Below are 26,205 nucleotides of genomic sequence, written 5' to 3' on the forward strand. Positions count from 1 at the left end.
CTGCGGCTCACGGCCTCAGAGCGGCAGGAGGTCCGGGCGCTTGGCCTCCACATGGTCGCCGGAGCTCTCGCCGCGCAGCCGTCGGCCGATCCAGGGCACCAGGTACTCGCGCGCCCAGTTGATGTCGTCGCGGCGTACCTCGAGCGCCCCACGCGGCGGCAGGAACGGCCACGGCTGGTCGGGGTCGGCCGGGATGTCGAGTCCCAGCACCTGGGCGGCCCGCAGCGCGACGCGGGTGTGACCCTCCGGTGACAGATGCAGCCGGTCGGCGTCCCAGGCGCGCCGGTCCTGCACGGACTTCAGCGACCAGAGGTCCAGGACGGGACAGCCGTAGCGGTCGGCGATGGCCCGCACATGGGCGGTGTACGTGGCGATCTTCCCGCGCAGATGGCGCAGGACGGGTACGTCACGGGTGTCGAATCCGGTGGTGACCATGACGGTGCCGACGGCGTCGGTGAGGTCGGCGACGGCCCGCTCGAAGCGCTCCGCCACGTCGTCGGGGTCGGAGCCCGGACGGATGATGTCGTTGCCGCCGGCACAGAACGACACGAGGTCGGGGGCGAGTTGCTTGGCCCTCGGGACCTGCTCCGCCACGATCTGGTCGAGGAGCCGGCCGCGTACGGCGAGGTTGGCGTACCTGAAGGTGTTTTCCGGTGCGAGGTCGTCGAGCAGGACCGCGAAACGGTCCGCCCAGCCGACGAACGTCCCGTCGGGACCGGGGTCTCCTACGCCCTCGGTGAAGCTGTCACCGATCGCTGCGTACGACCCGAATGCGCCGATGTTCTCTGTTCTCGAATCGTCTGCCACAGGAGCACATCTTTCCTTTACGGATGTGACCTACGCGACCGTAAGGAGGGGTTGACGGGAGGTGATCTTTACCACCAGTCGAGTTTCCACCAACCCGGAATACGCGGAATCCCTCGCTCCGCCGCCGGACGGAACGAGGGACGAGCGTCGGCCCGCCCAACGGCGGGCCGTAAGTACTCAGATGGAGACGCCGTGCTGACGCAGGTACGCCATCGGGTCGATGTCCGAGCCGTAGCCCGAGCCGGTACGGATCTCGAAGTGCAGGTGCGGGCCAGTCGAGTTGCCGGTCGAACCGGAGAGCCCGATCTGCTGGCCGCCGCTCACACTCTGCCCGCCGGAGACGGACAGGGAGGAGAGGTGGGCGTACTGCGAGTAGGTGCCGTCCGTGTGCTGGATGACGACCTCGTTGCCGTACGAGCCGCTCCAGCCGGCCGAGACGACGGTGCCGGGGCCGACGGAGTTGACGGTGGTGCCGGTGGCGGCGACGAAGTCGACACCGGTGTGGTAACCGCTGGACCACATGGAGCCGGACTGGTGGTACGGCGTGGAGATGCCCGCGCCGGCGATCGGCACCGTGAAGCCGGCGGCCGACGTCTTGCTCTCGGGCTTCTCCGCGGGCTTCTCGGCAGGAGCCTGGGGAGCGGCGGGCTTCTCGGCAGGCGCCTCGGGAGCGGCGGGCCGGACGGAGTCACGCGAGGACCGGGACTGCGACTCGGTGCGGGGCTCCGGGTCGCTCTTGGCCTTCGACTTCGCACCGATGGTCAGCTCGAGGCCGGGGTGGATCAGCGCCGGGTCGGCACCGATGGCGCGACGGTTGTCGTTGAACAGCTGCTTCCAGCCGCCGCGGACGTCCTGCTCCTCCGCGATCTTCGACAGATAGTCGCCGGGGACGACCGTGTAGGTCTTCGGCGCCTTCTTCGCGGCCTCGACGGCCGGAGCGGCGGCGAAGGAGGCCGGGGCGGCGGTGGCCTTCTCGGGCGCGGCGGCGGGGGCCGGGCCGGTCGCGGCATTGGCGCCGGTGGCGCCGAGCAGCGGCAGTGCGATGGCGGCGCCACCCGTACCGGCGACGACGAAGCCGCGGGTGATGGGGTTGGCCTTGGGACGGCGGTGCTTGCCCTTACCAGGCATGGCGCATTCCTCTCCGGCGCCGGCGAGGTGAGCTGTCGGGTTCGAGCTGGAGATGCCCGTTCGCGCTTGTTGCGCGAATTAACCCCAAGCCGTCCGATTTTTCCGGATACGGCGTACTACCTGGTTCCCCCGCTCCTGCCACACGTGGGTGGGTTCGAAGTCCGGTCGGCGGCAGGATTAGGCGGTCCGTCCGGATTGGTCGTGACCGTAGGCGAGCCGGGCACGCGCAAACAAGCGGCAGATTTCGCCGGGGATTGTCGGCTCGGAATAAAGCAAGGATTCCCCGTCACCCTCCGTGGACAAGGGATCTTCAATTCCCTGCTCCGCAACGGAATTGAGGCACCGAACCCCGGTACGTTCCGTCACGAATATGATCCTGCTCACCTGCCGGATCCCATCTCCCTTGCAGACGGGGCACGTTATATCGAATGACCCAATTCGGACAGAAGCAGCAAATGATTACCTAAGCCCGCACTTATCCATCAAGTGTTGTCGACAACGCCCGACTTCGTCCCCGCCGGACTCCGGGCCCGAGTGACGCGGGTCACTCGCCACCCCCACCCCTCGCCTGTGTCGTTCGCCGTGAAATCCCATCCAACGGCACACCGTGCGCGGGCAGCGAATTCGGCAGCCACCTTTTCCGTGAACGGAATTGAGGCGTCCGTCACGCCTTCCTGAGCCTGATCACGTTTGCATCCAGATCGCCGGTCAGCCCGGTGTGGAGTCCGTGATGGATCAGCACGGCACCTCGGTGGACCTTCCCGCTGTCCAGGCAGAGGTAGGCGGCGCGCGGGTCGATCCCGCGCAGTCTGACGGGCGGCGGCCGCTCGCCGTAGTGCTGAGCCTGAAGTGTCACAAGGACGACGATGTCGTCATCGCGGACATATTGGACAGCGCTGAGCCCGCCGTCCGGATCACGCAGCCGGTACAGCTCGCCGTGCTGCACCACCGGCCTGATCTCCTTGTAGAGCCGGACCCAGCCGCGGGCCTCGGTCAGCTCCGCCTCGCTCCAGTCCGTGAGATCGCCGCCGACACCCAGCACCCCCGCCATGGCACTGACGAAACGGAAGCGCAGACTGCTGCGCCGACCGTTCAGCTGGACATTGGGGCTGTCGGTGACCCAGGCGGCCATGACCCGCGCCGGGTGCAGCTGGCTGAAGCCGTGCTGGATGGCGAGCCGGTCCAGCGGGTCGGTGTTGTCGGAGGTCCACACCTGGTCGGTGCGACTGAGCACGCCCAGGTCGATCCGGCCGCCGCCGCCCGAGCAGGACTCGAAGGCGACACCCGGGTGCGCCGCCCGAAGACGGTCGAGCAGCGCGTACAGGGCATGCACATGCTCGACCCACAACTTCTGCGGGTAGGGCTCCCCCGGCCAGCCCGCATCGGTGAAGCAGCGGTTGAAGTCCCACTTCACATAGTCGACGGGAGCAGCGGAGAGCAGGCCGTCGAGCTGCTCCCACAGATACGCCTGCACATCGCTGCGCGCGAGATTCAGCACCAGCTGATTGCGCAGTTCGGTACGCGTGCGGCCGAGATGGTGCTGCACCCAGTCGGGATGCGCGCGGTAGAGATCGCTGTCGGCGTTGACCATCTCCGGCTCGACCCAGATGCCGAACTGCATACCGAGGGCGTGCACTTCGTCGGCCAGCGGCTTCAGCCCGTGCGGGAAGCGGTCCGGGTTGGGTGTCCAGTCACCGAGCCCCGCCCGGTCGCTCGTCCGGGCCCCGAACCAGGCGTCGTCCACGACGAACAGTTCGACACCCATCGCGGCGGCCCGCACGGCGAGTGCCCGCTGCTGCTCCTCCGAGATGTCGAACCCGGTGGCTTCCCAGGAGTTGTAGAGCACGGGCCGGTCCTGCCGGGCACCCGGGATCACATGCGCCAGCTGCCAGGCGTGCCAGGCGTGGCTCGCGCCGCCGAAGCCGCCCTCGCTCCACAGTCCGGCGAACACGGGCGAGGTGTAGCTCTCGCCGGGAGCGAGCCGCAGCAGCCCGGAGTCGTCGTGGCCGGCCCCGCCCGTGATCTGCACCATCCCGTCGGGCAGCTGCTGGACGCCGATCCGCCACGAACCGGACCACCCCAGCGCGCAGCCGTACACCTCGCCGTGCTCCTCGGTGGCCCCCTCGGCGTCGAGCGCGACCCAGGGCAGATGCTGGTGACCGGTGTGGCCGCGACGGCTTCCGATGATCTTTTCGCCGTAGGTCAGCGGCGACCGGACGAGCAGTGACTCGGCGGCCCAGCGGCCGTGCAGCTGCCCGAGCCGCCAGGCGTCGCGCCGGGGAAGCGTCCAGGTCGCGGCGTCGGCCCGGAGCAGTTCGAGGTCGGGCCCCGCGCCCTCGTGGGCGACGGTGACCCAGCGTTCGATCACGTCCGCGTCGTCCCGCATGCGGTAGTGGAGGGTGAGGCCGAGGCCGTGCACGGCGTCGGTGAAGTGCAGCCGGAGCTCGCCGTCCGCCGGATCCGTCGCGGCGCCTGCGAAGGCCCACTCGGTGCCCCGGACCTCGGCCGTGCGCACGGAGAGCGCCGGCCTCACGAACCGGGGGCCGCCCTCGACCGGGTACTCCTCATGTCCGTCGAGCGGGGCCTCGAAGGGCCAGTAGGGCGGCGGTCCCGCTGCGGCGAGGGCTTCCGCATCGGCTCCCGAGATGCGCGCACCCCAGTGCAGATGCACCAGTTCATCCCGTTCCGTGAGGTGAAGTGCGTAGCTGCTCGTGGCTCCGGTCAGCAGCCAGATACGCCCTTCACCGACGGTCTCCATCATCCCGACCCCTCAGCTGCTCACAGATTCTCAGATAGGCACAGGTTCACACAGGCTCGAACATCATCAACTGTCCGCAGCCGCGGGGGCAACGCCCTTGCGCCATGGGCGAGATGATTGCCCGATGAATGGAGTGTCGTATGGTCGGGATCGCGCCATCGTCGGCGACCGGCGCCGACGGCAGTCATCTGAAGGAGTCCACGTGACGCAGCAGCTGCCGCAGGCCCCGTCCACCGAGCCCCGGCTGGCCGGAGTCCGCAACTTCCGGGACGTGGGCGGACTGCCCACCGTGGACGGCCGGCGCGTGCAGCACGGCAGACTCTTCCGCAGCGGACACCTCGCCCATGCGACGGCGAGCGACGCCGCCTTCCTCACGGATCTCGGACTCCACACGATCTTCGACTTCCGCAACGCCGCCGACCAGCGGCTGGAGGGCCCGGACGTCGAGCTGCCGGGCGTGCGCAATCTGAATCTGCCGCTGAGCGACCCGGCCGACGGCGCCGAGTTCTGGAAGATGGTCCGCGACGGCAATCTCGACCAGCTGAAGTCGATCCTCGCCGACGGCAAGGGCGCGGGCCGGATGACCGCGTCGTACCGGACGATCATCAAGTACCGGACCTCGGAGCACAGCCGCGTTCTGCACGCGCTGGCCGAGGACAGTGTCCCGGCCCTCATGCACTGCGCGGCGGGCAAGGACCGTGCCGGTCTCTCGATCGCGATCACCCTGCTCGCCGTCGGCGTCGAGCGGGATGCCATCGAGGCGGACTACCTCATGTCCAACGACCCCCACCGCCGCTACAAGGTCAAGCGCAGCGACGACTCCCCCGCCGCCATGTCCCCGGAGGTCATGGAACTGCTGAGCCCGCTCTTCGACGCCCGCGCCTCCTATCTGGCGGCGGCGTTCGAGACGATCGAGGAGACCTGGGGCGGCACCGAGCGCTACCTCTCCGAGGGCCTGGGGCTCTCCGCCGACACCCGTGAGCGGCTGCGCGCACGTCTCCTGACGGACACCCCCTGACCGCTACTGGTTCTGTCCGCCGACCAGGAACAGCAGATACAGGAACGCGGCGATGAGGTGGCCGGCGATCAGATAGGCGAACAGCCGGATGACCAGCCCACGCGGAAAGCGCTCCTCGCGCCGGTCCTCCGGCCTGCTCGACAAGCGCCTGTCCAACGGGTCGTGCGACATGTCCTGGATCACATACCTTCCGGGTCAGACGTGCGGATGCGGGTCAGGGCTCTGCAGCAGGGTGTGCACGAACAGCAGCTCGGCGCCCTCGGGTGCGGCCGCGGAGATACGGTGCGGGGTGAGCGAGTCGAAGTGCGCGCTGTCCCCGGGCGCGAGCTCATGGACCGTGTCGCCGAGAGCGAGGCGCAGCCGTCCACCGACGACGTACAGCCACTCCTCTCCCGGATGCACCCGCACCAGATCGCCCTGGGCGCCGTAGGGCACGACCACCCGCAGCGCCTGCATGGCGCGGCCGGGGGCTCCGGCCTGGTGGTAGGTCCAGCCGTCGGCGGTCGTCGGCTCGCGGCGGCCGCCCCGGATGACGGGTTCGCGTTCGGGCGGCAGCTCGCCGAGGACCTCGGCGACCGTCGTACCGTAGATCCTGGCGAGGGCGAGGAGCATGGGCAGCGAGGGCTGCCGGTTCCCTGTCTCCAGCCGGGACAGATGTGCCGGGGAGAGCCCTGCGTGGTGGGCTGCGGCCTCGAGGGTCAGCCCGCGGCGGCGGCGCAGATCGCGCAGCCGGGGTGCGACGCGACGCAGCCCCTCGGCCGCCGATTCGGCGGATGTGGTCATGCCTCCATTGCGCCAGCCGGTTGCCTCCAAGGCAAATTTCTTGCCTCAGAGGCAAAACGCCTCAGCGGCCCGCCACCGCCTGCTTCACCAGCGTCTTCCCGAAGTCCCACATCAGACCGCCCCCGTTGTGGGCGTCGTCCATCACCGCCGTGAACGCCTCGACGAAGCGGTCCACCTCGCGCTCGCCGATGATCAGCGGCGGGATCAGTTTGATGACCTCCATGTGGTCGCCCGAGACCTGGGTGAGGATCCGGTACTTCTGCAGCAGCGGTACGACGACCATCTGCGCGAAAAGACCCTTCCGCGCGGCCTGCAACATGGTCCAGCGGCTGCGCAGCTTGATCGACTCGGGGCGGCCGAACTCGATCCCGATCATGAGCCCCCGGCCGCGCACCTCGTGCAGCAGCTCATAGCGGTCGACGAGCGCCGCCAGCCGGGCCCGCAGGAGCTCCCCCGTCATCCGTGCGTTGGCCACCACGTGCTCGTCCTCCAGCACGGACAGAACGGCGAGACCGGCGGCCATCGCCTGCGCGTTGGAACCGAAGCTGGCGGAGTGCACCAGCACCCGGTCCATGGACGAGTAGACCTTCTTGAAGATCCAGTCCTTGCCGAGGGTCGCGCCGACGGGGACATAGCCGCCGGAGAGCGCCTTGGCGACACAGACCAGGTCGGGCTCGACGCCCGCCTCGTACTGGAAGGCGTAGAAGTCGCCGGTGCGTCCGAGGCCGGTCTGCACCTCGTCGGCGATCAGCAGCGCCTTGTGGCTGTGCAGAAGCTCCTGTGCTTCGCGCAGGAATCCCGGCGGGCTCGACAGCACACCCTTGCCCTGGATCGGTTCGACGACGAAGCCCGCCACATCGCCCTGCTTGAGCTCCTTCTCGAGGGCGTCCAGGTCTCCGAGCTCGACGGCTGTGTCCGGCAGCAGCGGGGCGAAGCCGTTCCGGAAGCCGTCCTCGCCGTTGACCGACAAGGAGCCCGCGGTCAGTCCGTGGAAGGCGTGCGAGCAGTACAGGATCCTCGGCCGCCCGGTGGCGTAGCGGGCGAACTTCAGGGCTGTCTCGACCGCCTCCGTACCGCTGTTGCCGAAGAAGACGCGCTCCAGGTGCGGGGTGTGGGCGAGCAGCTTCTCGGCGAGCAGTCCGGGCAGCGGCTGGCAGTCGAAGCGGGTGAGATCGGCGAGCGAGGCGTCGAGCACGTCGTGCAGCGCCTTGCGCACGACGGGGTGGTGCCGGCCGAGGCCCATGACGCCGAAGCCGGCGAGCATGTCCAGGTAGTCGTTGCCGTCGGCGTCCCAGAAGTAGGCGCCCTCGGCCCGCTCGTAGACCCTGTCGAAGCCGATCGTGTGCAGCATGCGGGGCAGCTGGTGGTTGAGATGGCGGCTGTGCAGTTCGTAACGTTCGGCTCCGCGCCGGGCCAGCAGTGTCGCCAGGTCGAAGCCCTTGGGCGCTTCGGTCATCGATCGCTCTCCTCGACTGGGCCCTCGCCGGGCCGGTCCTGCACTGCCATGGCGGCGCCGATCGCTCCCGCGATCTCCACCGGTGTGAGCCCGATGTCGGCCAGCACCTCGCTGCGCTTGGCGTGCGCGAGGAACTGCTCGGGGATGCCGAAGGTGCGCAGCGCCACGTCCACGCCCGCGTCACGCAGCGCCTGGCCGACGGCCCATCCGACGCCGCCGCTGCGGCTGTTGTCCTCCACGACGGCGACCAGACGGTGCCGGGCGGCGAGCTGCGGCAGGCGCTCGTCCACGGGCTTGACCCAGCGCGGGTCGACGACCGTGCAGCGGATGCCGCTGCCGCGCAGCAGCTCGACCGTGCCCAGGCAGACTCCCGCCAGGGCGCCGACGGACACGATGAGCACGTCGGCGTCGTTGTCGCAGTGGAGGACGTCCATGCCACCGATGCGGTCCATGGCCTCGATCGCCCCGCCCACCGACTCCTTGGGGAAGCGGACCACGGTCGGCGCGTCGGCGACGGCCACCGCCTCGCGCAGCTCCTCGCGCAGCCTGTCGGCGTCGCGGGGTGCGGCGATCCGCAGTCCCGGCACGACCTGCAGGAGCGACATGTCCCACATGCCGTTGTGCGAGGGCCCGTCGGTGCCGGTGATGCCGGCTCGGTCCAGGACGAAGGTGACGCCGAGCCGGTGCAGGGCGATGTCCATCAGGAGCTGGTCGAAGGCCCGGTTGAGGAACGTCGCGTACACCGCGACGACGGGGTGCAGCCCGCCCGTGGCGAGTCCGGCCGCGGACACGGCCGCGTGCTGCTCGGCGATGCCGACGTCCCACACCCGCTCGGGGAAGCGTTCGGCGAACGCCGTGAGCCCCACCGGGTGCAGCATGGCAGCGGTGACGGCCACGACGTCCGGCCGTTCGGCGCCGATAGCGGCGATCTCGTCGCCGAACACCGCGGTCCAGGACGCCCCCTGGGCAGGGGCGAGCGGTTCGCAGGTGTGAGGGTCCATGACGCCGACGCTGTGGAAGCGGTCGGCGTCGTCGTCGAGGGCGGGCTGGTAGCCGCGGCCCTTCTCGGTGATGCAATGGACCAGTACGGGCCCGTGGTAGCGCTTCGCCCGGCACAGCGCGGACTCGACAGCGGCGATGTCGTGCCCGTCGATCGGCCCGACGTACTTCAGCCCCAGATCCTCGAACAGGCCCTGGGGCGCGACCGCGTCCTTGAGCCCCTTCTTCGCGCCGTGCAGCGAGCCGTACAGGGGCCGGCCGATGACGGGTGTGCGGTCCAGGACGCCCTTGCCCCAGGACAGCACCTGCTCGTACCCGTCGGTCACGCGCAAGGTGGCGAGATGATGGGCGAGGCCGCCGATCGTGGGCGAATAGGAGCGTTCGTTGTCGTTGACGACGACGATCAGCGGCCGGTCCTTGGCCGCGGCGATGTTGTTCAGCGCCTCCCAGGCCATGCCGCCGGTGAGCGCACCGTCACCGATGACGGCGACGACATGGTCGTTCCGTCCCTGCACCCGGTGCGCCTTGGCGAGGCCGTCCGCCCAGCCCAGCACGGTCGACGCGTGGGAGTTCTCGATGACGTCGTGCTCCGACTCGGCGCGGCTGGGATAGCCGGAGAGTCCGCCCTTGCCGCGCAGTTTGGAGAAGTCCTGCCGGCCGGTGAGCAGTTTGTGGACGTAACTCTGGTGCCCGGTGTCCCAGAGGATCTTGTCGGCGGGCGAGTCGAAGACCCGGTGCAGGGCCACGGTCAGTTCCACGACACCCAGGTTGGGTCCGAGGTGTCCCCCGGTCCGTGCCACCGCGCCGATCAGGAACTCCCTGATCTCGCCCGTCAGTTGTGCGAGTTCGTGTGCGGCGAGCGCCTTGAGGTCGTGCGGCCCCCGGATGTGCTCGAGAATCGTCATGTCCAACCCCCTTCGCGTGCTGTACGACTCCCGGGGGCGGCCGGCCGGTGCGGCACCGGCGGGCCGCCGCCCGTCACGTCATCGGCTGCCGCTGACCGTGTCGCGGGCGGCCCGCAGGGACTCCTTGAGCGAGCCCATGGTCGCCAGGACGGCGGTCGGCTCGTAGCCGCAGTGCGCCATGCAGTTGGCGCAGCGCGGATCCTTGCCGCGGCCGTACTTGCTCCAGTCGGTCTCCTCGACGAGCTCACGGTAGGTGGGTACGTAGCCGTCGCTCATGAGATAGCAGGGGCGCTGCCAGCCGAAGAGCGAGTAGTTCGGGATGGCCCAGGCCGTGCAGGGGAAGTCGGCCTTGCCCTCGAGGAAGTCGAGGAAGAGCGGGGAGTGGTTGAGCCGCCACCTCCGCCGGTTGCCGCCCGCGAAGGACTTCCTGAACAGCTCGCGGGTCTGCTCCACGCCGAGGAAGTGCTCCTGGTCGGGCGCCTTCTCATAGGCGTACGCAGGCGAGATCATCATCTCGTCGACCTGGAGGTCGTCGTTGAGGTAGTTCAGGACCTCGATGACGGTCTGCGGGGTGTCGGTGTTGAAGAAGGTCGAGTTGGTGGTGACGCGGAAGCCGCGCCGTTTGGCCTCCTTGATCGCCTCAACCGCCTCGTCGAACACCCCCTCCTTGGCCACCGATTCGTCGTGCCGCTCGCGCAGCCCGTCGATGTGCACGGCGAAGGCGAAGTAGGGCGACGGGGTGAACTTCTCGATCTTCTTGCGCAGCAGCAGAGCGTTCGTGCAGAGGAAGACGTACTTCTTCCGGGCAACCAACTGTCGTGTGATCTCGTCGATCTGCGGGTGCATCAACGGTTCGCCACCGGCGATGGAGACCATCGGCGCCCCGGACTCCAGCACCGCTCCCACCGCCTGCGCCACCGGCATCCGCTGCTTGAGGACCCCAGCCGGATGCTGGATCTTCCCGCATCCCTCGCACGCCAGGTTGCAGGCGTAGAGCGGTTCCAGCTCGACGATCAGCGGGAACTTCTCACGCCTGCGGAGCTTCTGTTCGAAGAGATAGGTCCCGACCCTGATGGTCTGGCGAAGCGGCATGGCCATCTGGCTCACCTCCTGGGGAGCAGCAAAGAACGGTGCCATTCATAGAAAGCGGGAAGTACGGCACGAAGAACCCGGAAGGCTGATATTCCACCGCGTACCGTGCCAATACGGACCAGTTCATGTTCCGGAGCGTCCACGACCACCCGGACGGCCGCAACCGGACGGGGGCCGGCGCGCAGCGCGCTGCTCAGCGTGGCCGCGGACTCCATGTCGACGGCGATCGCGCCGGTGGCCTCCAGTTGGGCACGTTCGTGCCCCCGCACGACGTGGTCGACACCGGTGAGCACGCCACCGTGCACGGCGCGTCCCGGTACGGCCCTCGCCACCGCTTCACGGAGCAGTTTCGCGCTGGTGCACGCGGTGGAGGCCCCGTCGACGCGGGTCTCGTCGGCGACCACGAGGTCGCCGGGGTGCATGCCGGGCGCGAGGCCCGCGCAGAAGCCGGAGGCGACGACGGCCGCCTCGCGCAGCGGGCCGCTCGCACAGGCGGCGAGCACGGCCCGCTCCGCATTGGCCGGCCCCATGCCGGTGCGCAGCACGGTCACCTCCCCGGGCCGGCCGCCGGCGTCACCCGCGCGGATTCCACTGCGCAGGGCGGCCTTCTCGATGCCGAGCGCGCAGGCGATCAGCAACGGAACGGCCGGGCCGGCGGCCGGCTCCGGGGATGTGCCCATCAGCCCCCCTTGCGGGCGCCCGCCCGGCCTGCCAGGGGTTCGCCGTGCACGAACCGCCCCAGCGCCGTGAGCGGGAAGACCTGCCGGTACAGGTGGTAGTTGATGGAGAAGTCCCACGGGAAACCGGTGCCGGTGTACTGCGGCTCGTCCCACGACCCGTCGGGACGCTGGGTGTCGGCGAGCCAGGCGACTCCACGCTCGACGGCTCGTCCGTCCTGCTCACCGGCAGCCAGCAGGGCGAGCAGCGCCCAGCCGGTCTGGGAGGCGGTGGACGAGCCGTGGCCGATCCACCTCTCCTCCTGGTAGGAGCGCAGGTCCTCGCCCCAACCGCCGTCCTCGTTCTGCACGGACTCCAGCCAGGTGACGGCGCGGCGGATCGCCGGGTGGTCGGCGGGCAGTCCGGCGGCGGTCAGCGCGGGGACCACCGAGCCTGTCCCGTACAGGTAGTTGACCCCCCAGCGGCCGAACCAGGCGCCGTTGGCCTCCTGTTCGGCGAGCAGCCAGTCGATGCCGCGCCGGGTCCGCGGATGACCCGCCTTCCCTTCGTACGCGAGCATCTCCACGACGTGTGCGGTGACGTCGGCGGACGGCGGGTCGACCACTTCGCCGAAGTCGCAGAACGGCAGGCGGTTGGGGAACGGGCTCGTGTTGTCCGCGTCGAAGGCGCCCCAGGCTCCGTTCGCGGACTGCATGCCCAGGTTCCAGCGGGCTCCGCGTTCGACGGCGGCGTCCACGCGGTCCGGGTCGGGGTGCGCGACCCGGTGCAGGGCGAGGATGACCTCGGCGGTGTCGTCGATGTCGGGGTAGTTGTCGTTGTGGAACTCGAACGCCCAGCCACCAGGCGTGAGCCCCGGCCGGCGCACGGACCAGTCGCCGGGACGGACGACCTGCTCGCTGAGCATCCAGTCGGCGGCCTTCACCAGCGCGGGGTGATCGGCGGGCAGGCCGGCGTCGGCGAGCGCGATGGTGGCGAGGCACGTGTCCCAGACCGGGGACTGGCACGCCTCGACCATCCGCACGGGCCGGCCGTCCTGCTCGTGCCACACGGCGAACCGGTCGAGCGACTCGAGCCCCGCGCGCATCACGGGGTGTTCGAGGTCGTAGCCGAGCAGATACAGCGCGATCACTGAGTACACCGCCGGGGGCTGGATACCGCCCCAGCAGCCGTCGTTCTCCTGGCGCTCGATGATCCAGCGGGCCGCGCTGTTCATGGCGGTGCGCCGCAGCTTGCGCGGGGCGACCTTGCGGTAGAGGTGCAGAGCCTTGTCGGTGCGCTGGAAGAAACCGTCCCAACTCGTCGCGGGCGCAAGGCGCTTCGGCGGGTTCGGGCGAGCGGGGTCGGTGTGCAGTTCATCGAGCGCGAACGGCGCCGGGCGCACCGGCCGATGGGCCGAGACAACGGTGAGCGGCACGATGGTCTGCCGAGCCCAGCAGCCGAAGTCGTAGATGTTGAGCGGGAACCATGAGGGCAGGAAGATCAGCTCGGGCGGGAGCTCGGGCAGGTCGTCCCACTTCCACCAGCCGAACAGCGCGAGCCAGATGCGGGTGAAGACCCGGCTCGCGGCGATTCCGCCCTTGGTGCGGATCCAGGACGCGGCACGCAGCATGTGCGGGTCGTCGGGCCGGTCGCCGGCCAGTCGCAGCGCGACGTACGCCTCGATGGTGGTGGACAGTTCACCGGGTCCGCCGTGGAAGGAGGCCCAGGTGCCGTCCTCGCGCTGCTGTCCGCGTACGAAACGGGCGGCGGCGTCGGTGGTCCGCCCGTCCTGGATTCCGAGGAACTGGCGCAGCAGCAGGTCCTCGGCGTCCATCGTCACGTTGGTCTCGAGGTCGCCCTTCCACCAGCCCTGGGCGTCCTGGCGTTCGAGCAGATGCCCGACCGCTCGTTCCGCCGCTTGACCGGCGCGCTCCCGGAGATCTCCGGTGGTGGCCCGGCGCCCGGTGGCGGTGGCGGCGGCGGTGTCGATCGTGTTGCCGGCAGCGGCAGCTCCGGCCCTCACGGGCCCGCTGCTTCCGTCGGTCGTCGCTGTCATGGTCTCCCCTTCTTCATTGCAGTGGTTCTCTGCTGAGCTGGGGTGTGACGTCGGCCGGCGACGCCAAGAGGTCACCGGCCGGCGACGTGCTTCATATGGTGCGGCAGCTACTCCGCTTCTCCGTGGCTTCGATGGTGATCATCTCTTTCGTACGACGACGAAGTCCGCGAGCGCGACGAGCTGCGCGCGGACCTTTTCCGGCATGTCGACGCGGTCGAGCGCCTCGATCGCGATCGCATGCTGACGGCGGGCCTCCTGGGAGGTCCACTCACGGCCGCCCGCCTCCTCGATCAGAGCAGCCCGCATCGCGAACTCCTCCTCGGAGAAACTGTCGAAGTCGTTGCTCTTCGCGTCGGCCGCGAGCAGTTCGCCGAGACGCTGCGAGGCCGGGCCGTCTGCCGCGAGGGCGGCCACGACCGGCAGGGACTTCTTTCGCTGACGCAGGTCGCTCCAGGTCTGCTTGCCGGTGGCGACCGGGTCGCCCCAGATGCCGAGGAGGTCGTCGACAGCCTGGAAAGCCAGCCCGAGGTGGTAGCCGTACGCCTCCAGGGTGTCGGCCGTGCGGTCGTCGGCACCGCCGAGCACGGCGCCGATGGAGACGGCGCACGCCAGCAGCGCACCGGTCTTGTTGCCCTCCATCTCCAGGCACTCCTCGACGGTGACCCGCTCGCGGTGCTCGTACGAGATGTCCTGGGCCTGCCCGTCGATCAGCTTCCGGGTGGCGGTGGTCAGCCGACGGGTGGCACGGCCGGCCTCCACGGTCCCGATCTCCAGCAGGAGTTCGTTGGCGAGGGCGAAGAGGGCGTCGCCGACGAGGATCGCCTGCGCGGGGCCGTGCACCTTCCAGACGGTGTCCCGGTGCCTGCGCTGCTCGTCACCGTCCATCAGGTCGTCGTGCAGCAGCGAGAAGTTGTGGACCAACTCCACGGCGACCGCGCCGGGAACCCCGACCTCGGGTGCGGCACCGGCCGCCTCGGCGGACAGCAGGGCGAGGGCGGGGCGCACCGCCTTGCCACCGTCGCCGTCGGAGGGGCGGCCCTCGGCGTCGATCCAGCCGAAGTGGTAGGCGGCCACGGTGTCCATGGGCGGTGCGAGCCGGTCCACGGCGGCGCGCAGCACCGGCGTGGACATGGTGCGTCCGCGCTCCAGCAGCGCCGCGATGTCCGTCTCTTCCACGGTCCCTGCAGTCTGTGCGGTGTCTTCAGCCGGGTTAGCCGAGGGCACTGTCGGCACGCTTACTCCTCTGGTTCCAGTCCTGGTGCTCACGCCGCCTCCTTGAGCGGATGTTCATGGCGGCGGCCGAGCGCGGAAAGCGCAGCGCCCGCGGCAGTGAACCCGCTGCGCACGGCGCCCTCCATGGTCGCGGGCCAGCCGGTGGCAGTCCACGCGCCAGCAAGGTACAGGCCGGGGGCACGGGTGTGCGCACCAGGCCGCAGGCGGCCGACGCCGGGGGCGGGCGCAAAGGTCGCCGTCCGCTCCCGGGTGACGAAGAAATCACGCACCCGGGCGCCGCGCGCCGCGGGCAACAGCCTTTCCAGTTCGGGCAGATAGCGTTCGCGCAGTACGGACACGGGGTCGTCGATCTCGTCCTCGGCGGCCGACTGGGAGAGCGCCAGATACTGGCCCTCCGTCACCCCGGAGGCGTCCGTGCGGTCGAAGACCCATTGCACGGGGGTGCCGAGCGCGGCGAAGAACGGGCGGCGCAGCACCTTGCGGTCGTAGAGCACATGGACGTTGAGGATCGGCGCGGTCCCGATGTCCAGGAGCCGGTCGGGGTTCTCCAGTGCACCGTCGGGCAGCAGGGCGTGCGCCTCGCGCTGTGCGACGGCGAGGACCACGGCATCGGCCTCCATCCGCTCGGCACCCGCCGACACGTACCAGCGTCCGTCGTCGGAGCGGGTGATCTCCCGTACGCGGGTGGACAGTTCGGTGCGGACACCGGCGGAGTCGAGGGCCTTGCGGGCGAGGGTGTCGTGCAGTTCGCCGAGAGGCACGCGTGCCCAGCCGATGTCGGCGGCGCCTGGCTCGGAAAGAAGTCCGGTCTTGAACACCATCGCGGCCAGCCCCATGGAGGCGTGCGGGGCCCGGGCGTTGAGGGTGGCCACGCCGACGAGGTCCCACAGGGCGGCGATCGCACGCGGGGACTGGCCGTGGCGTCCGAGCCAGGTGGCGAAGTCGACGCCGTCGAGCGCGGGGTCTGCGGGGTCGAGCTTCTTCAGGGCGAGCGCCGCGCGGCCGACGTTCACGCGCTCGGCGAGCGAGAGGTGCGGATAGGTGGCGAGTCCCGCGGCGAGGTGCAGCGGTACGGGCAGGTCGCTGCGGCGGAGCCGGCCGAGCCGGGCGCCCCCCGGATGCGCGACATCCAGCACGGGAACGTCCAGACGGTCCTGCAACGGAGCGAGGCGGGCGCCCCCGACGCGGTCGAGGAACCAGCGGTAGGCGGTGCAGCAGCGCAGATAGACGTGCTGGCCGTTGTCGACGGTGAGGTCACCGCGACGGAAGGAGAAGGCGAGTCCGCCCAGCCGCGGCCGGCCCTCGACGAGGGTGACCTGCAGTCCGGCTTCGGCAAGCTGGAGAGCGGCGGTGACACCGGCGATGCCGCCGCCGACCACGACGGCATGCCGGGACGCGATGTCGTCGCCCGTCATGGACGCTCCCTCCTCGAACGGTCCGTGCCCGCGATGCCGACCGATGCACGGTCCGCCACCCTTGCGAGGGACGCGACGGACGCACCCCGGGTTGCCCACGGGCCGGCGGACCCGGGCATGTCCTGGATCGCGTACCGCCCTTCGGGCGCGCGGCACATCCGGCCTCGCCGCGGCGCGGCCGCGGGGCGGGGGCGCCGCACCGCGTGCGGGCTGCGCACCGGTGCGGGGCGGACGTGCCGACTCCGGGCGGCGGTGCCCCCGGCGCCGCGACCGCTCACCGGAGCGAGGCGCGTGTGCGGGGGCCTCATGCGGGGCCCCCGTTCGGGCGGCGGCCGATCCGGCGCGAGTCGAGGCCGGACAGGCCACGGACGGCGACGTACGCCTTCTCGCGGCCCGGCAGGGAGACACGGCCGCGCAGGACTGCCTCGGGGTCGCGTTCGATGCGGTCGAGGAGCCGGCGGTAGATGCCGGCCATCGCGGCGACGCAGGCGCCGCTGCGGCGGTCCAGCATCGGCAGCAGCCGGTAGCCCTCGGTGAACAGGGCCCGGGCGCGCCGCACTTCGTAGTGGATCAGGCCGTCGAAGTCGGAGCCGGCCGGCGGGGCCGCGCTGCGGAAGCCGTCCGAGCAGCCGAACTTGGCCAGGTCGTCGGTCGGCAGGTAGCTGCGCCCGCTGCCCGCGTCCTCGCGAAGGTCCCTGAGGATGTTGGTGAGTTGGAGCGCGAGGCCCAGCGTGTCGGCGTACTCGGCGGCGCGTTCGGTTCCGCGCGTGCCGGGCTGGGTGCCGAAGACGCCCAGCGAGAGCCTGCCGATGGCCCCGGCGACACAGCGGCAGTACACCTTGAGGTCGTCCCAGGTCTCGTACGTCTCGCCGCGCACGTCCATGAGGACGCCGTCGATCAGCTCGTCGAGTCCGCCGAGCGGGATCGGGAAGCGGCGTGCCGCGTCGGCGAGTGCGACGGCGACGGGGTCGGTGTCGTCGTCCTCGACCGCGCCCCGCCGGATGCGGTCGAGCAGTTCGCGGGTACCCTCGAGCCTGGCGTGCTTGGCCCCGGCCGTCAGCGCACCGTCGCCGATGTCGTCGACCCGCCTCGAGAAGGCGTACAGCGCCGACATGGCCTGGCGTTTGTCGGCGGGCAGCAGTCGGATGCCGTAGGCGAAGTTGCGGGCCTGCTGCCCGGTCACGGCCTCGCAGTAGCTGTACGCGGCCTGCACCGGCGCGGGCATCTGTGTCGATCCCTCCATCGTCCGGCTCATCCCTCTCTACGTGCTCTTCGCAAGACCACACCCGTTTCGCGCAGCACATGGGCCTTTGCGGCTTTGGGTGGTCCGGGCAGCACATCATGTCCGGCCGCGGCGATCGCGGCGAGGGCGGCACGCCCACCGCCGACGAAACCTGCGAGGAGCAGCCGAAGCCTGCCGTGCACACTGTCCACGAGCGGCGTGCCCTCGTCGAGCAGTTCGCGGGCCCGCTGAACGCCGTGGCCGATCAGTGCGCGCACGGACGCGTTCGCCGTGGGCGCGGCGAGGTCGGCCTCGGTGACATGGAAGAGCTTGAGGTCCTCGGCGGGCAGATAGATGCGGTCGCGTGCCAGGTCCTCGGCGACGTCCTGGAGGTGCTCGACGATCTGCAGACCGGTGCACACGGCGTCGGAGCGGCGGATCCGCTCGGGGCTCGCGGTGCCCGTGATCTGCAGGACCAGCCTGCCGACGGGGTTGGCGGACAGTTGGCAGTAGGCGTGCAGATCGTCCCAGGTCTCGTAGCGGCGCACGTGCTGGTCCTGACGGTTGGCCGCGATCAGACCGAGGAACGGCTCGGGGGTGAGCGAACAACGGCGGACGGTGGGCCGCAGTGCGCGCAGCAGGGGGTGATGCGGGGTCAGCCCCGCAGGGTCGAAGATGCGGCCGAGGTCGGTCTCGAAGGCGTCGAGCAGGGCGAGCGGGTCGTCGGCGTGCTCGGGGGCGACGCCGAGGAGGCGGGCGTCGGCTCCGCCGGGAGCGAGGTCGCCGTCGCCGATGTCGTCCACGAGCCGGGCGTAGCCGTACACGGCCATCAGGTCGTCACGCCACGCGCGGGGCAGGAAGAAGGGCGCGACGGGGAAGTTCTCGTCGGCGGCCTTGTCGAGGGTGGCGCGGGCGGGGACCCGACGCGCCTGCCGGGCGCCCGTCACTGTCCACTGCCCGGCACTACGGGGACGGCGAAAGTCTCGCGGAGCTGGAGAGTTTCCGTCATGGCCGTCACATCTCCCGTTCTACACTGCCGACCCAATACATCCTATTTCGGACACGCCGCCGTATCCTGCTGCCTCCGACGGCCGTCCGGCACCGCAGGAGTAAAGGAAAAATCGCCCCACTTGCCGCGATTCAGCACTGCTACAGCTTACGTTGTACAACGCGTGACGCAGCCCCGGGGTGTTGCGCACACCGGGACCAACGCCCGTATTCGGCTCAACCTTCCCCCGGCGCACGGAACTTGACCATTGCTTGACGATCGTGGCGCATTCCGCCGGGGCCATGACGAGCCGGACACACCGGACCCCCGCCGGCCTGATGCGGGCGGGGGTCCTGCGGAGTGCGGGGACGAGGGCGCGGGCGCGGGCGCGGCTACTTGCCGGTCTCCTTCTCGTACGCCTTGATCACTTCGTCCGTGGGGCCGTCCATCAGCAGTTCGCCCTTCTCCAGCCACAGGACGCGGTCGCAGGTGTCCCTGATGGACTTGTTGCTGTGGCTGACCAGGAAGACCGTGCCGGCCTCCTTGCGGAGCTCGCGGATGCGCTCCTCCGAACGGATCTGGAACCGGCGGTCTCCGGTGGCCAGCGCCTCGTCGATCATCAGCACGTCGTGGTCCTTGGCGGCCGCGATCGAGAAACGGAGCCTGGCCGCCATGCCGGAGGAGTACGTGCGCATGGGCAACGTGATGAAGTCGCCCTTCTCGTTGATGCCGGAGAAGTCGACGATTCCCTGGTAGCGCTCGCGAATCTCCTCGCGCGACATGCCCATGGCCAGGCCGCCGAGTATGACGTTGCGCTCGCCCGTGAGGTCGTTCATCAGCGCGGCGTTGACACCGAGCAGCGAGGGCTGTCCGTCGGTGTAGACCTTGCCGCTCTCCGCCGGCAGCAGGCCGGCGATGGCCCGCAGCAGGGTCGACTTGCCGGAGCCGTTGCTGCCGATCAGGCCGATGGCCTCGCCGCGGTATGCCGTGAAGGAGACTCCGCGGACGGCGTGCACCTTGCGCACACCCCGGGGTTCGCCCTTGCCCCGGCCCATGATCCGGCTGAGCGCCGCGGTGGCGCTGCCCCGGCCACCGCCGCCCGCGTTGACGCGGTAGACGATGTGCACATCGTCGGCGATGACCGTGGGGACGCGTGCCTCGGCCGGGTTCACGTCGTGCTCGCTCTTTTCGTCAGCCACGGCCGTACCGCTCCTCAGCCTTCCAGAAGTACACGAAGCCCGCGCAGCCGATCAGGACCGCCCATCCCAGCGCCGCCGCCCACACGTGGGAGGGCAGGTTCGACGAGCCGTAGCCGTCGATCAGGGCGAACCGGACCAGGTCCATGTAGACCGCGGCCGGGTTGTACATGAGGATGTCCGCGATCCACGCCGGCCGGTCCTGCAGCATGATCGGGATCGAGAACATCACACCCGATCCGTACATCCAGGTACGCATGATGAACGGCATCAGCTGGGCCAGGTCCGGCGTCTTCGAACCCAGCCGGGCCATGATCAGGGCCAGGCCCGTGTTGAACACGAACTGCAGCGCCAGCGCGGGCACGACCAGCAGCCACGACCACGTCGGGTAGCTGCCGAAGGCCACCACGATCACCACCAGCACGATCATCGAGAACATCAGCTGCTGGAGTTGCTGGAGCGCGAACGACACGGGCAGTGACGCGCGCGGGAAGTGCAGGGCGCGCACCAGGCCCAGGTTGGACGAGATCGCCCGGACGCCGGCCATCACGGAACTCTGCGTGAAGGTGAAGACGAACACACCCGTCACCAGGAAGGGGACGTAGATGCTCGTCGACATGCCCCGGTTCGCCTGCAGGATCAGCCCGAAGATCAGGAAGTAGACCAGGGCGTTGAGCAGCGGGGTCGCCACCTGCCACAGCTGGCCGAGCTTGGCCTGGCTGTACTGGGCCGTCAGCTTGGCCTGCGAGAAGGCCAGGATGAAGTGGCGCCGCCCCCACAGCTGCCTGACGTACTCGGCCAGGCCGGGACGCGCGCCGCTCACCGACAGCCCGTACTTGGCGGCGAGCTGTGCCGGCGACAGGCCGTCGTCGGGAGACGGTGCATGGCTCATCGCGATGGCACCGTCATGGGTTGTGTCACTCACAAATGGAAACTTTCGTGTTCACGATGCGCTGCAGGTCGGGGCTTCGGGTTGCCTACGGCCCAGATGCTCTCAGAACCGAGCTTGTCAGATGACCGGCGGTCGGCCCAGCCTTGTGAGCCGCCACACAGTACGCCACTTCATGGGGCGGCGCGGGCCGCAGGGTGTCCGCCAGCCCTCCGCGAAACCGCCGAACCAGGCCCTGAGCGCGGGCAGGGTGGGCCGGCGCAGAAGGGTGAGCAGCACCCAGACGCCGAGATAGACGGGGACCAGCGGGGCAGGCAGGTTGCGGCGGGCCACCCAGACCCTGTTGCGGGCCACCATGCGGTGGTAGACGGCATGCCGTGAGGGCGGCAGCGTCGGGTGCGTCAGCACGATGTCCGCGCGATAGTCGATCGCCCAGCCCGCGTCCAGCGCACGCCAGGCGAGGTCGGTCTCCTCATGGGCGTAGAAGAACTCGTCGGGGAGCCCGCCGACCTCCTCGATGACCTTGGTCCGCACGGCGTTGGCGCCGCCGAGGAAGGTCGTCACACGGGAGGAGCGCATCGGGTCGGAGGCGCGCAGCCGCGGGACGTGGCGGCGCTGGGTGAGCCCGGTCTCCGGGTCGGCGATGCGGAAGCTGACGATGCCGAGCCCCGGATCGGCATCGAACGCCTCCCGCAGGCGTCTGCCGGTGTCGTTCCCCGCCAGCAGGCCGTCGTCGTCGAGGAAGAGCAGGACGTCGACATCGCGGCCGCCCGGGCCGAACGCCTCGATGCCCACGTTGCGGCCTGCGGGAATGCCCAGGTTCTCGGCCAGCTCCACGGTGCGCACGCCCTCGGGGACGTCGAGCACGGGGGCACCGTTGCCGACGACGACCACCTCGATCCGGTCGCCGTCCTGCCGGGCGACCGAGTCAAGGAGTGCACGCAGTTCGTCGGGGCGGGTGCCCATGGTGATGACGACCGCGCCGAGGGTGAGCGCGGCCGTCACTTCAGCCTGCTCGACGCCAGGATCGAGACGAGGTGCAGCAGCGTCTGGAGCAGCGCGATGCCGGCCAGCACGGCGACGCCGAGGCGGGTGAAGAACAGGTCGTCCCTGACCGCGTCCAGGATCGCCAGGACCAGGATGAGCAGGGAGGCCTCGATACCGAGGACGAGACGGTGGAACTTCAGCGCCGCGGCGGCCTTGCGGGCCAGCGCCATGCCGGACGAGCGCGGCTCGGACGCCGCCTCCTGCACCGGCGGCAGCCCTCCCTGGTGGCGGGCGACGCCGACGAGGTCGGTCTCGGCCTTGATGAGGATGGCGCCGAGGGCGGCCAGGGTGCCGAGGAACGCCCACAGCCAGTCGATCGGTCCGGGACCCCACAGGTCGGCGGCGCGCAGACCGAAGCCGACGAGGACCGCGGCATCGCACAGGTACGCCCCGACCCGGTCGAGGTAGACCCCGCCGAGCGAGAACTGCTTCTTCCAGCGGGCGACCTCGCCGTCGACACAGTCCAGCAGCAGGTAGAGCTGGACCATCACGACGCCGAGAACCGCGCCCCAGATCCCCGGCACCAGCAGGGCCGGGGCGGCGAGGACGCCGCAGACGGTCATCAGGTAGGTCAGCTGGTTCGGCGTGACCTTGGTGGTGACCAGGCGGCGGGTGATGCGCAGGGAGATCTCGCGCATGTACAGGCGGCCGCCCCAGTGCTCTCCGCTGCGCCGGTCCTTCACCCCTGCCGGGTGAACGACCGGTCGGAGTTCAGCTACGGATGGTCTTGACATAGTCGGCGTACGCGTCCCTGGTCTGGTCGGGGGTGAGGTCGAGGTGCTCAAGGATGGTGAAACGGCCCGGACGGGTCCGGGGTGCGTACTCCACGGCACGGATGAACTCCTCCGTGGAGAACCCGATCTCCTCGGGCAGCACCGGCAGGCCGTGGCGGCGCAGCACCTCGGCGAACAGGCCCGCGTCGTCGTGGGCGCCGCGCAGGTGCATCGCGAAGGCCGCGCCCATGCCGACCTGTTCCCCGTGGCTCGCGGCCCGCTGGGGGTACAGGAGGTCGAAGGCGTGGCTGATCTCGTGGCAGGCGCCCGACGAAGGGCGGGTGTCGCCGCTGATCGACATCGCTATGCCGGACAGCACCAGGGCCTCGGCGAGGACGGTGAGGAACTCGTCGTCGCCGACGCCGCCGGGGTGGCGCAGCACCGACTCGCCGGCGACGCGGCCCATGGCGGCAGCCAGGCCGTCCACCGGTTCGCCGTTGACCCGGCGCGAGAGCTCCCAGTCGGCGATGGCCGAGATGTTGGAGATCGCGTCGCCGATGCCGGAGCGGACGAAGCGCACCGGAGCCTCACGGATCACATCGAGGTCGATGACCATCGCGATGGGCGTGGGGACGCCGTAGGAGCCGCGGCCGTTGTCGTTGTCGAGCGTCGAGACGGGTGAGCACAGGCCGTCGTGCGACAGGTTGGTCGCGACGGCGACCATCGGCAGCCCGACCCGCGCGGCGGCGTACTTCGCGACGTCGATGATCTTGCCGCCGCCGAGTCCGACGACCGCGTCGTAGCGCTTGCCCTTGATGCCGTCGGCCAGCGTGACCGCGGCGTCGATGGTGCCGTCGGCCACCTCGTACCAGTCGGCCCCGGGCAGCGCGGGCGCGAGCTTGTCGCGCAGCTTGCGGCCCGAGCCGCCGCTGATCGCGAAGGCGAGCTTGCCGGAGGCCGAGATCCGCTGGTCGGCCAGGAGGCCGGCCAGGTCGTCCAGCGCACCGCTGTTGATGTCGACGACGACCGGCGAGGGGATCAGCCGGGTCAGTACAGGCACGCGATCTCACGGCCCTTCGCGAGGTCGTCGTGGTTGTCGATCTCGACCCAGGAGACGTCGCCGATGGGAGCCACGTCGATGGTGAAGCCGCGGTTCACGAGCTCCTGGTAGCCGTCCTCGTAGTAGAGGTCGGGGTCGCGCTCGAACGTCGTCCTCAGGGCGTCGGCGAGGTCGGCGGCGGCGTCGGGCTCGATCAGCGTGACGCCGATGTACTCGCCGGTGGCGGCCTGCGGGTCCATCAGCTTGGTGATCCGCTGCACGCCCTTGCCCTCGGCGGTGATGACCTTCATCTCCTCGTCGGCGAGGTGCTTCACCGTGTCGAGGGCGAGGATGATCTTCTTGCCGTTGCCGCGGGCGGCGAGCAGCGTCTTCTCGACGGAGACCGGGTGCACGGTGTCGCCGTTGGCGAGGATCACGCCCTGCTTCAGGACGTCACGGGCGCACCACAGGGAGTAGGCGTTGTTCCACTCCTCGGCCTTGTCGTTGTCGACGAGGGTGAGCTTCAGGCCGTACTTCGCCTCCAGGGCGGCCTTGCGCTCGTACACGGCCTCCTTGCGGTAGCCGACGACGATCGCTGCCTCGGTGAGCCCGATCTCGGCGAAGTTGCCCAGCGTCAGGTCGAGGACGGTGGTCGTCCCCTCTCCCGCCGGGTCCACGGGCACGAGGGCCTTCGGAAGCGTGTCGGTGTAGGGGCGCAGACGCCGTCCGGCACCGGCTGCCAGTACAAGGCCGATCATGCGGGTTCTCCTTCGTCATGTACGGCGGGTGCGCCCGAGGACACCCAGAAGCGGATGCTCTCGGCCAGCACCACCAGGGCGACGGCCACGGCGATGGCCGTCAGCGCGAGGGTGAAGTCGTCGGTCAGCACGAAGGCCGCCAGCGAGATCGCCAGGACCCGTCCCTCGTGCCCGCCGGTCGCCCGCACGAGCCAGTTGGGGGGCGCTCCCGTGCCACCGCGGATGCGGTACACCGTGTCGTAGTGATGGTAGGCGACGGCGGCCACCAGCCCGAAAGCTGCCGGTAGGGCCCCGTTCACCCCGGCGTGGGCGGCGAGGGCGAGGACCGTGCCGTACTCGGCGGCCCGGAAGACAGGGGGCACCAGCCAGTCGAGGGAGCCCTTGAGCGGCCTGGCCACGGCGACGCCGGAGGTGGCGGCGTACAGCAGGGCCGCGACGACGGTCCAGACGGTGCCGAAGCCGGTGAAGGCGGCCGTGGCCACGACGGCGACGGCGCCGGTGACGGCGGCCGCGAGCGGTATCAGGCCGGGCAGCGCCCTGACCTTCGGCCCCGCGGCGCGTGCGACGGCCTCGGCGAGGGGACCGGAGTCGGCGAGATCCGCGAGCGCCTGCGCGGCCCGGTCGGTACGGACGGCCTTGCGGGTCAGTGAGCGCAGGACACGGCCCGCCGTGGTGTAGCAGGCAGCCAGGCCGCAGCCGATCAACAGGGCGTAGAAGACGATGCGCGGCGTGGTCACGGCGGTGAGCACGGCGATCATGGCCCAGCGCTCACCGATCGGGAGCACGATCATGCGGCGCACCCAGACCGTCCAGCCGACGCTGTCGAGCTTGCTGGACAGGGCGGCGGTCGGGCTCGTGTTCGCGGTCGCGTCGTGGTTGGCCTCGTTGAACGAGAAGTCGACGACATGCCGGCAGGTCTGCAGGATCATCGCGCCGAGCGCGAGCGCCCAGACGTCGTCGCCGCCGCGGGCGGCGCCGAGCGCGAGTCCCGCGTAGTAGGCGTACTCCTTGGCCCGGTCGAACGTCGCGTCCAGCCAGGCGCCCATCGTCGAGTACTGCAGCGAGTAGCGGGCGAGCTGCCCGTCGGTGCAGTCCAGGACGAACGAGAAGAGCAGCAGCAGTCCGGCGGCGACGAAGCCCGTGCGGGTGCCGGTCGCCGCGCAGCCGGCGGCGACCAGCGCGGTGAACAGCGAGGCGGTGGTGACCTGGTTCGGGGTCAGGCCGCGGCGTGCGCACCAACGGGCGAGGTAGCGGGAGTAGGGGCTGATGCAGAAGGTGGTGAAGAAGCCGTCGCGCGCCTTGACCGCGGAGCGCAGGCGTACGGCCTCGTCGTCCACGGCCTCGACGGCGGCTCGCGCCCGGTGCCGCTCCTGTGCCTCGAAGGGCACCTCGGCGACCAGGGAGCCCAGCTCGGGTCGGTGCACGTCGACACCGTCGGCTCCGAGTGCGGCGACGACACCGTCCACAAGGGTGCCCGCCTGTGCCGCGCCGACAGGCACGGAGACGCTGCTCACAGCATCCGCGAGCGCGGCACGGGCGGCGGGCTGTGCGGTGAGTGCGCCGGGGACGGCGGCGGCCGGGAATCGGGGGTCGGTCAGTGCCAGCCGCAGCGCGTGGACGTGACCGACGAAGCGGGGGTCGACGAGCGCGACCCGCTCACGGGCGGGCACCGCCGCGACGAGGCCCGGGACGTCGTCGGGGCGGGGGGCGACCTCTACGTCGAAGCCCAGTGACCGCAGATCGGCTCCGAGCGTCGATCCGGGTACCGGCGGACCGGTGAGGATGGCGGTCGACAGACGAACCCACTCCTTGGAACTGGCGATGCTGGTACACGGCGGCTCGGCCCGCTCCCCCGGGCGGCGGCACGTCGGCAGAGGCTATCGGATGACGGAAAGCGGGAATTCATCGGCCGTTCACGCCCTGGAGCCCGCCGGGATCATCATCGTCGATCATCACCCCGCGCTCCAAACCCGGGCGGTGGCCCCGGCCCCGCGCGGCTCCCGTCGGGCCGGGCAGAACGGGACGGAGCGGGTCCCGGCACCCTCT

At 70.4% G+C, this 26,205-nt stretch carries 22 protein-coding genes and 1 riboswitch; of the genes, 1 reads left to right on the forward strand and 21 read right to left on the reverse strand.

What is annotated here, in order from left to right:
• Window positions 1–15: 15 nt before the first annotated feature.
• The 3 genes from AC067Z_RS20015 to AC067Z_RS20025 form a co-directional block, all read right to left on the reverse strand.
• The gene (locus AC067Z_RS20015) at window positions 16–807 is read right to left on the reverse strand and encodes an SGNH/GDSL hydrolase family protein (protein WP_478790886.1); all 792 of its coding nucleotides are present in this window, start codon (window positions 805–807) and stop codon (window positions 16–18) included.
• Window positions 808–984: 177 nt separating this feature from the next.
• Entirely contained in the window at window positions 985–1,935 is a 951-nt protein-coding gene (locus AC067Z_RS20020) for a M23 family metallopeptidase (protein ID WP_478790887.1), read from the reverse strand.
• 2 nt (window positions 1,936–1,937) lie between these two features.
• A riboswitch (cyclic di-AMP (ydaO/yuaA leader) is annotated at window positions 1,938–2,096 on the reverse strand.
• A gap of 503 nt (window positions 2,097–2,599) precedes the next feature.
• Window positions 2,600–4,696, reverse strand: a complete 2,097-nt coding sequence (locus tag AC067Z_RS20025) for an alpha-galactosidase (RefSeq protein WP_478790888.1) — start codon at window positions 4,694–4,696, stop codon at window positions 2,600–2,602.
• Window positions 4,697–4,895: 199 nt separating this feature from the next.
• Here AC067Z_RS20025 and AC067Z_RS20030 point away from each other — a divergent pair, with 199 nt between their 5' ends.
• Window positions 4,896–5,711 carry a tyrosine-protein phosphatase gene (locus AC067Z_RS20030; RefSeq protein WP_478790889.1) on the forward strand — a complete coding sequence of 272 codons (816 nt, stop codon included), beginning with the start codon at window positions 4,896–4,898 and terminating at the stop codon, window positions 5,709–5,711.
• A 3-nt stretch (window positions 5,712–5,714) separates the two neighbouring features.
• Here the strand turns inward: AC067Z_RS20030 and AC067Z_RS20035 are convergent, their stop codons facing one another.
• From AC067Z_RS20035 to AC067Z_RS20120, 18 genes are all read right to left on the reverse strand, one after another.
• A complete protein-coding gene (locus AC067Z_RS20035) occupies window positions 5,715–5,891 on the reverse strand; it encodes a DUF6126 family protein (protein WP_478791058.1) in 177 nt (58 codons plus the stop codon).
• A 15-nt stretch (window positions 5,892–5,906) separates the two neighbouring features.
• Window positions 5,907–6,494: a helix-turn-helix domain-containing protein gene (locus tag AC067Z_RS20040; RefSeq protein WP_478790890.1), complete on the reverse strand. Its 588-nt coding sequence runs from the start codon at window positions 6,492–6,494 to the stop codon at window positions 5,907–5,909.
• Between the two features lie 61 nt (window positions 6,495–6,555).
• The gene (locus tag AC067Z_RS20045; protein ID WP_478790891.1) at window positions 6,556–7,950 is read right to left on the reverse strand and encodes an aspartate aminotransferase family protein; all 1,395 of its coding nucleotides are present in this window, start codon (window positions 7,948–7,950) and stop codon (window positions 6,556–6,558) included.
• Window positions 7,947–9,854, reverse strand: a complete 1,908-nt coding sequence (gene dxs, locus AC067Z_RS20050) for a 1-deoxy-D-xylulose-5-phosphate synthase (RefSeq protein ID WP_478790892.1) — start codon at window positions 9,852–9,854, stop codon at window positions 7,947–7,949. The genes AC067Z_RS20045 and dxs overlap by 4 nt, the downstream gene beginning before the upstream one ends.
• 78 nt (window positions 9,855–9,932) lie before the next feature.
• Window positions 9,933–10,952 carry an adenosyl-hopene transferase HpnH gene (hpnH, locus tag AC067Z_RS20055; RefSeq protein ID WP_478790893.1) on the reverse strand — a complete coding sequence of 340 codons (1,020 nt, stop codon included), beginning with the start codon at window positions 10,950–10,952 and terminating at the stop codon, window positions 9,933–9,935.
• Window positions 10,953–10,957: 5 nt separating this feature from the next.
• Window positions 10,958–11,626: a phosphorylase family protein gene (locus AC067Z_RS20060; protein ID WP_478790894.1), complete on the reverse strand. Its 669-nt coding sequence runs from the start codon at window positions 11,624–11,626 to the stop codon at window positions 10,958–10,960.
• Entirely contained in the window at window positions 11,626–13,659 is a 2,034-nt protein-coding gene (gene shc / locus AC067Z_RS20065; RefSeq protein WP_478790895.1) for a squalene--hopene cyclase, read from the reverse strand. The genes AC067Z_RS20060 and shc overlap by 1 nt, the downstream gene beginning before the upstream one ends.
• Before the next feature lie 138 nt (window positions 13,660–13,797).
• Window positions 13,798–14,883 (reverse strand): polyprenyl synthetase family protein, encoded by a 1,086-nt coding sequence (locus AC067Z_RS20070; RefSeq protein ID WP_478791059.1) that lies wholly within the window; start codon window positions 14,881–14,883, stop codon window positions 13,798–13,800.
• Window positions 14,884–14,921: 38 nt separating this feature from the next.
• Window positions 14,922–16,307, reverse strand: a complete 1,386-nt coding sequence (hpnE, locus tag AC067Z_RS20075) for a hydroxysqualene dehydroxylase HpnE (protein ID WP_478790896.1) — start codon at window positions 16,305–16,307, stop codon at window positions 14,922–14,924.
• Between the two features lie 304 nt (window positions 16,308–16,611).
• Window positions 16,612–17,562, reverse strand: a complete 951-nt coding sequence (hpnD, locus tag AC067Z_RS20080; protein WP_478790897.1) for a presqualene diphosphate synthase HpnD — start codon at window positions 17,560–17,562, stop codon at window positions 16,612–16,614.
• Window positions 17,559–18,476 carry a squalene synthase HpnC gene (gene hpnC, locus AC067Z_RS20085; RefSeq protein ID WP_478790898.1) on the reverse strand — a complete coding sequence of 306 codons (918 nt, stop codon included), beginning with the start codon at window positions 18,474–18,476 and terminating at the stop codon, window positions 17,559–17,561. The genes hpnD and hpnC overlap by 4 nt, the downstream gene beginning before the upstream one ends.
• A 433-nt stretch (window positions 18,477–18,909) precedes the next feature.
• On the reverse strand, window positions 18,910–19,716 hold the full coding sequence (locus AC067Z_RS20090) for an ABC transporter ATP-binding protein (protein ID WP_478790899.1): 807 nt from the start codon (window positions 19,714–19,716) through the stop codon (window positions 18,910–18,912).
• On the reverse strand, window positions 19,709–20,638 hold the full coding sequence (locus AC067Z_RS20095) for an ABC transporter permease (RefSeq protein WP_478790900.1): 930 nt from the start codon (window positions 20,636–20,638) through the stop codon (window positions 19,709–19,711). Before AC067Z_RS20095 ends, AC067Z_RS20090 begins: the two co-directional genes overlap by 8 nt.
• Window positions 20,639–20,722: 84 nt before the next feature.
• Window positions 20,723–21,568, reverse strand: coding sequence for a glycosyltransferase family 2 protein (locus AC067Z_RS20100; protein ID WP_478791060.1), 846 nt, complete (start codon window positions 21,566–21,568; stop codon window positions 20,723–20,725).
• Window positions 21,569–21,603: 35 nt separating this feature from the next.
• A complete protein-coding gene (locus tag AC067Z_RS20105; RefSeq protein ID WP_478790901.1) occupies window positions 21,604–22,383 on the reverse strand; it encodes a CDP-alcohol phosphatidyltransferase family protein in 780 nt (259 codons plus the stop codon).
• On the reverse strand, window positions 22,361–23,422 hold the full coding sequence (locus tag AC067Z_RS20110; protein ID WP_478790902.1) for an iron-containing alcohol dehydrogenase family protein: 1,062 nt from the start codon (window positions 23,420–23,422) through the stop codon (window positions 22,361–22,363). The genes AC067Z_RS20105 and AC067Z_RS20110 overlap by 23 nt, the downstream gene beginning before the upstream one ends.
• Complete coding sequence (locus tag AC067Z_RS20115) at window positions 23,410–24,159, reverse strand: phosphocholine cytidylyltransferase family protein (RefSeq protein ID WP_478790903.1); 750 nt, start codon at window positions 24,157–24,159, stop codon at window positions 23,410–23,412. Before AC067Z_RS20115 ends, AC067Z_RS20110 begins: the two co-directional genes overlap by 13 nt.
• Entirely contained in the window at window positions 24,156–25,955 is a 1,800-nt protein-coding gene (locus AC067Z_RS20120) for a DUF5941 domain-containing protein (protein ID WP_478791061.1), read from the reverse strand. Before AC067Z_RS20120 ends, AC067Z_RS20115 begins: the two co-directional genes overlap by 4 nt.
• Window positions 25,956–26,205 lie beyond the last annotated feature (250 nt).

The organism is Streptomyces sp. NPDC043812, from assembly GCF_056436245.1.

What these genes read in the sequence shown, in the direction of transcription:
- shc (WP_478790895.1), bottom strand. Translation starts at nt 13,659, where the DNA reads ATGACAGCGACGACCGACGGAAGCAGCGGGCCCGTGAGGGCCGGAGCT.
- AC067Z_RS20020 (WP_478790887.1), bottom strand. Translation starts at nt 1,935, where the DNA reads ATGCCTGGTAAGGGCAAGCACCGCCGTCCCAAGGCCAACCCCATCACC.
- AC067Z_RS20105 (WP_478790901.1), bottom strand. Translation starts at nt 22,383, where the DNA reads ATGTCAAGACCATCCGTAGCTGAACTCCGACCGGTCGTTCACCCGGCA.
- AC067Z_RS20100 (WP_478791060.1), bottom strand. Translation starts at nt 21,568, where the DNA reads ATGGGCACCCGCCCCGACGAACTGCGTGCACTCCTTGACTCGGTCGCC.
- hpnH (WP_478790893.1), bottom strand. Translation starts at nt 10,952, where the DNA reads ATGGCCATGCCGCTTCGCCAGACCATCAGGGTCGGGACCTATCTCTTC.
- hpnE (WP_478790896.1), bottom strand. Translation starts at nt 16,307, where the DNA reads ATGACGGGCGACGACATCGCGTCCCGGCATGCCGTCGTGGTCGGCGGC.
- AC067Z_RS20040 (WP_478790890.1), bottom strand. Translation starts at nt 6,494, where the DNA reads ATGACCACATCCGCCGAATCGGCGGCCGAGGGGCTGCGTCGCGTCGCA.
- dxs (WP_478790892.1), bottom strand. Translation starts at nt 9,854, where the DNA reads ATGACGATTCTCGAGCACATCCGGGGGCCGCACGACCTCAAGGCGCTC.
- AC067Z_RS20025 (WP_478790888.1), bottom strand. Translation starts at nt 4,696, where the DNA reads ATGATGGAGACCGTCGGTGAAGGGCGTATCTGGCTGCTGACCGGAGCC.
- AC067Z_RS20060 (WP_478790894.1), bottom strand. Translation starts at nt 11,626, where the DNA reads ATGGGCACATCCCCGGAGCCGGCCGCCGGCCCGGCCGTTCCGTTGCTG.
- AC067Z_RS20115 (WP_478790903.1), bottom strand. Translation starts at nt 24,159, where the DNA reads ATGATCGGCCTTGTACTGGCAGCCGGTGCCGGACGGCGTCTGCGCCCC.
- AC067Z_RS20045 (WP_478790891.1), bottom strand. Translation starts at nt 7,950, where the DNA reads ATGACCGAAGCGCCCAAGGGCTTCGACCTGGCGACACTGCTGGCCCGG.
- hpnD (WP_478790897.1), bottom strand. Translation starts at nt 17,562, where the DNA reads ATGAGCCGGACGATGGAGGGATCGACACAGATGCCCGCGCCGGTGCAG.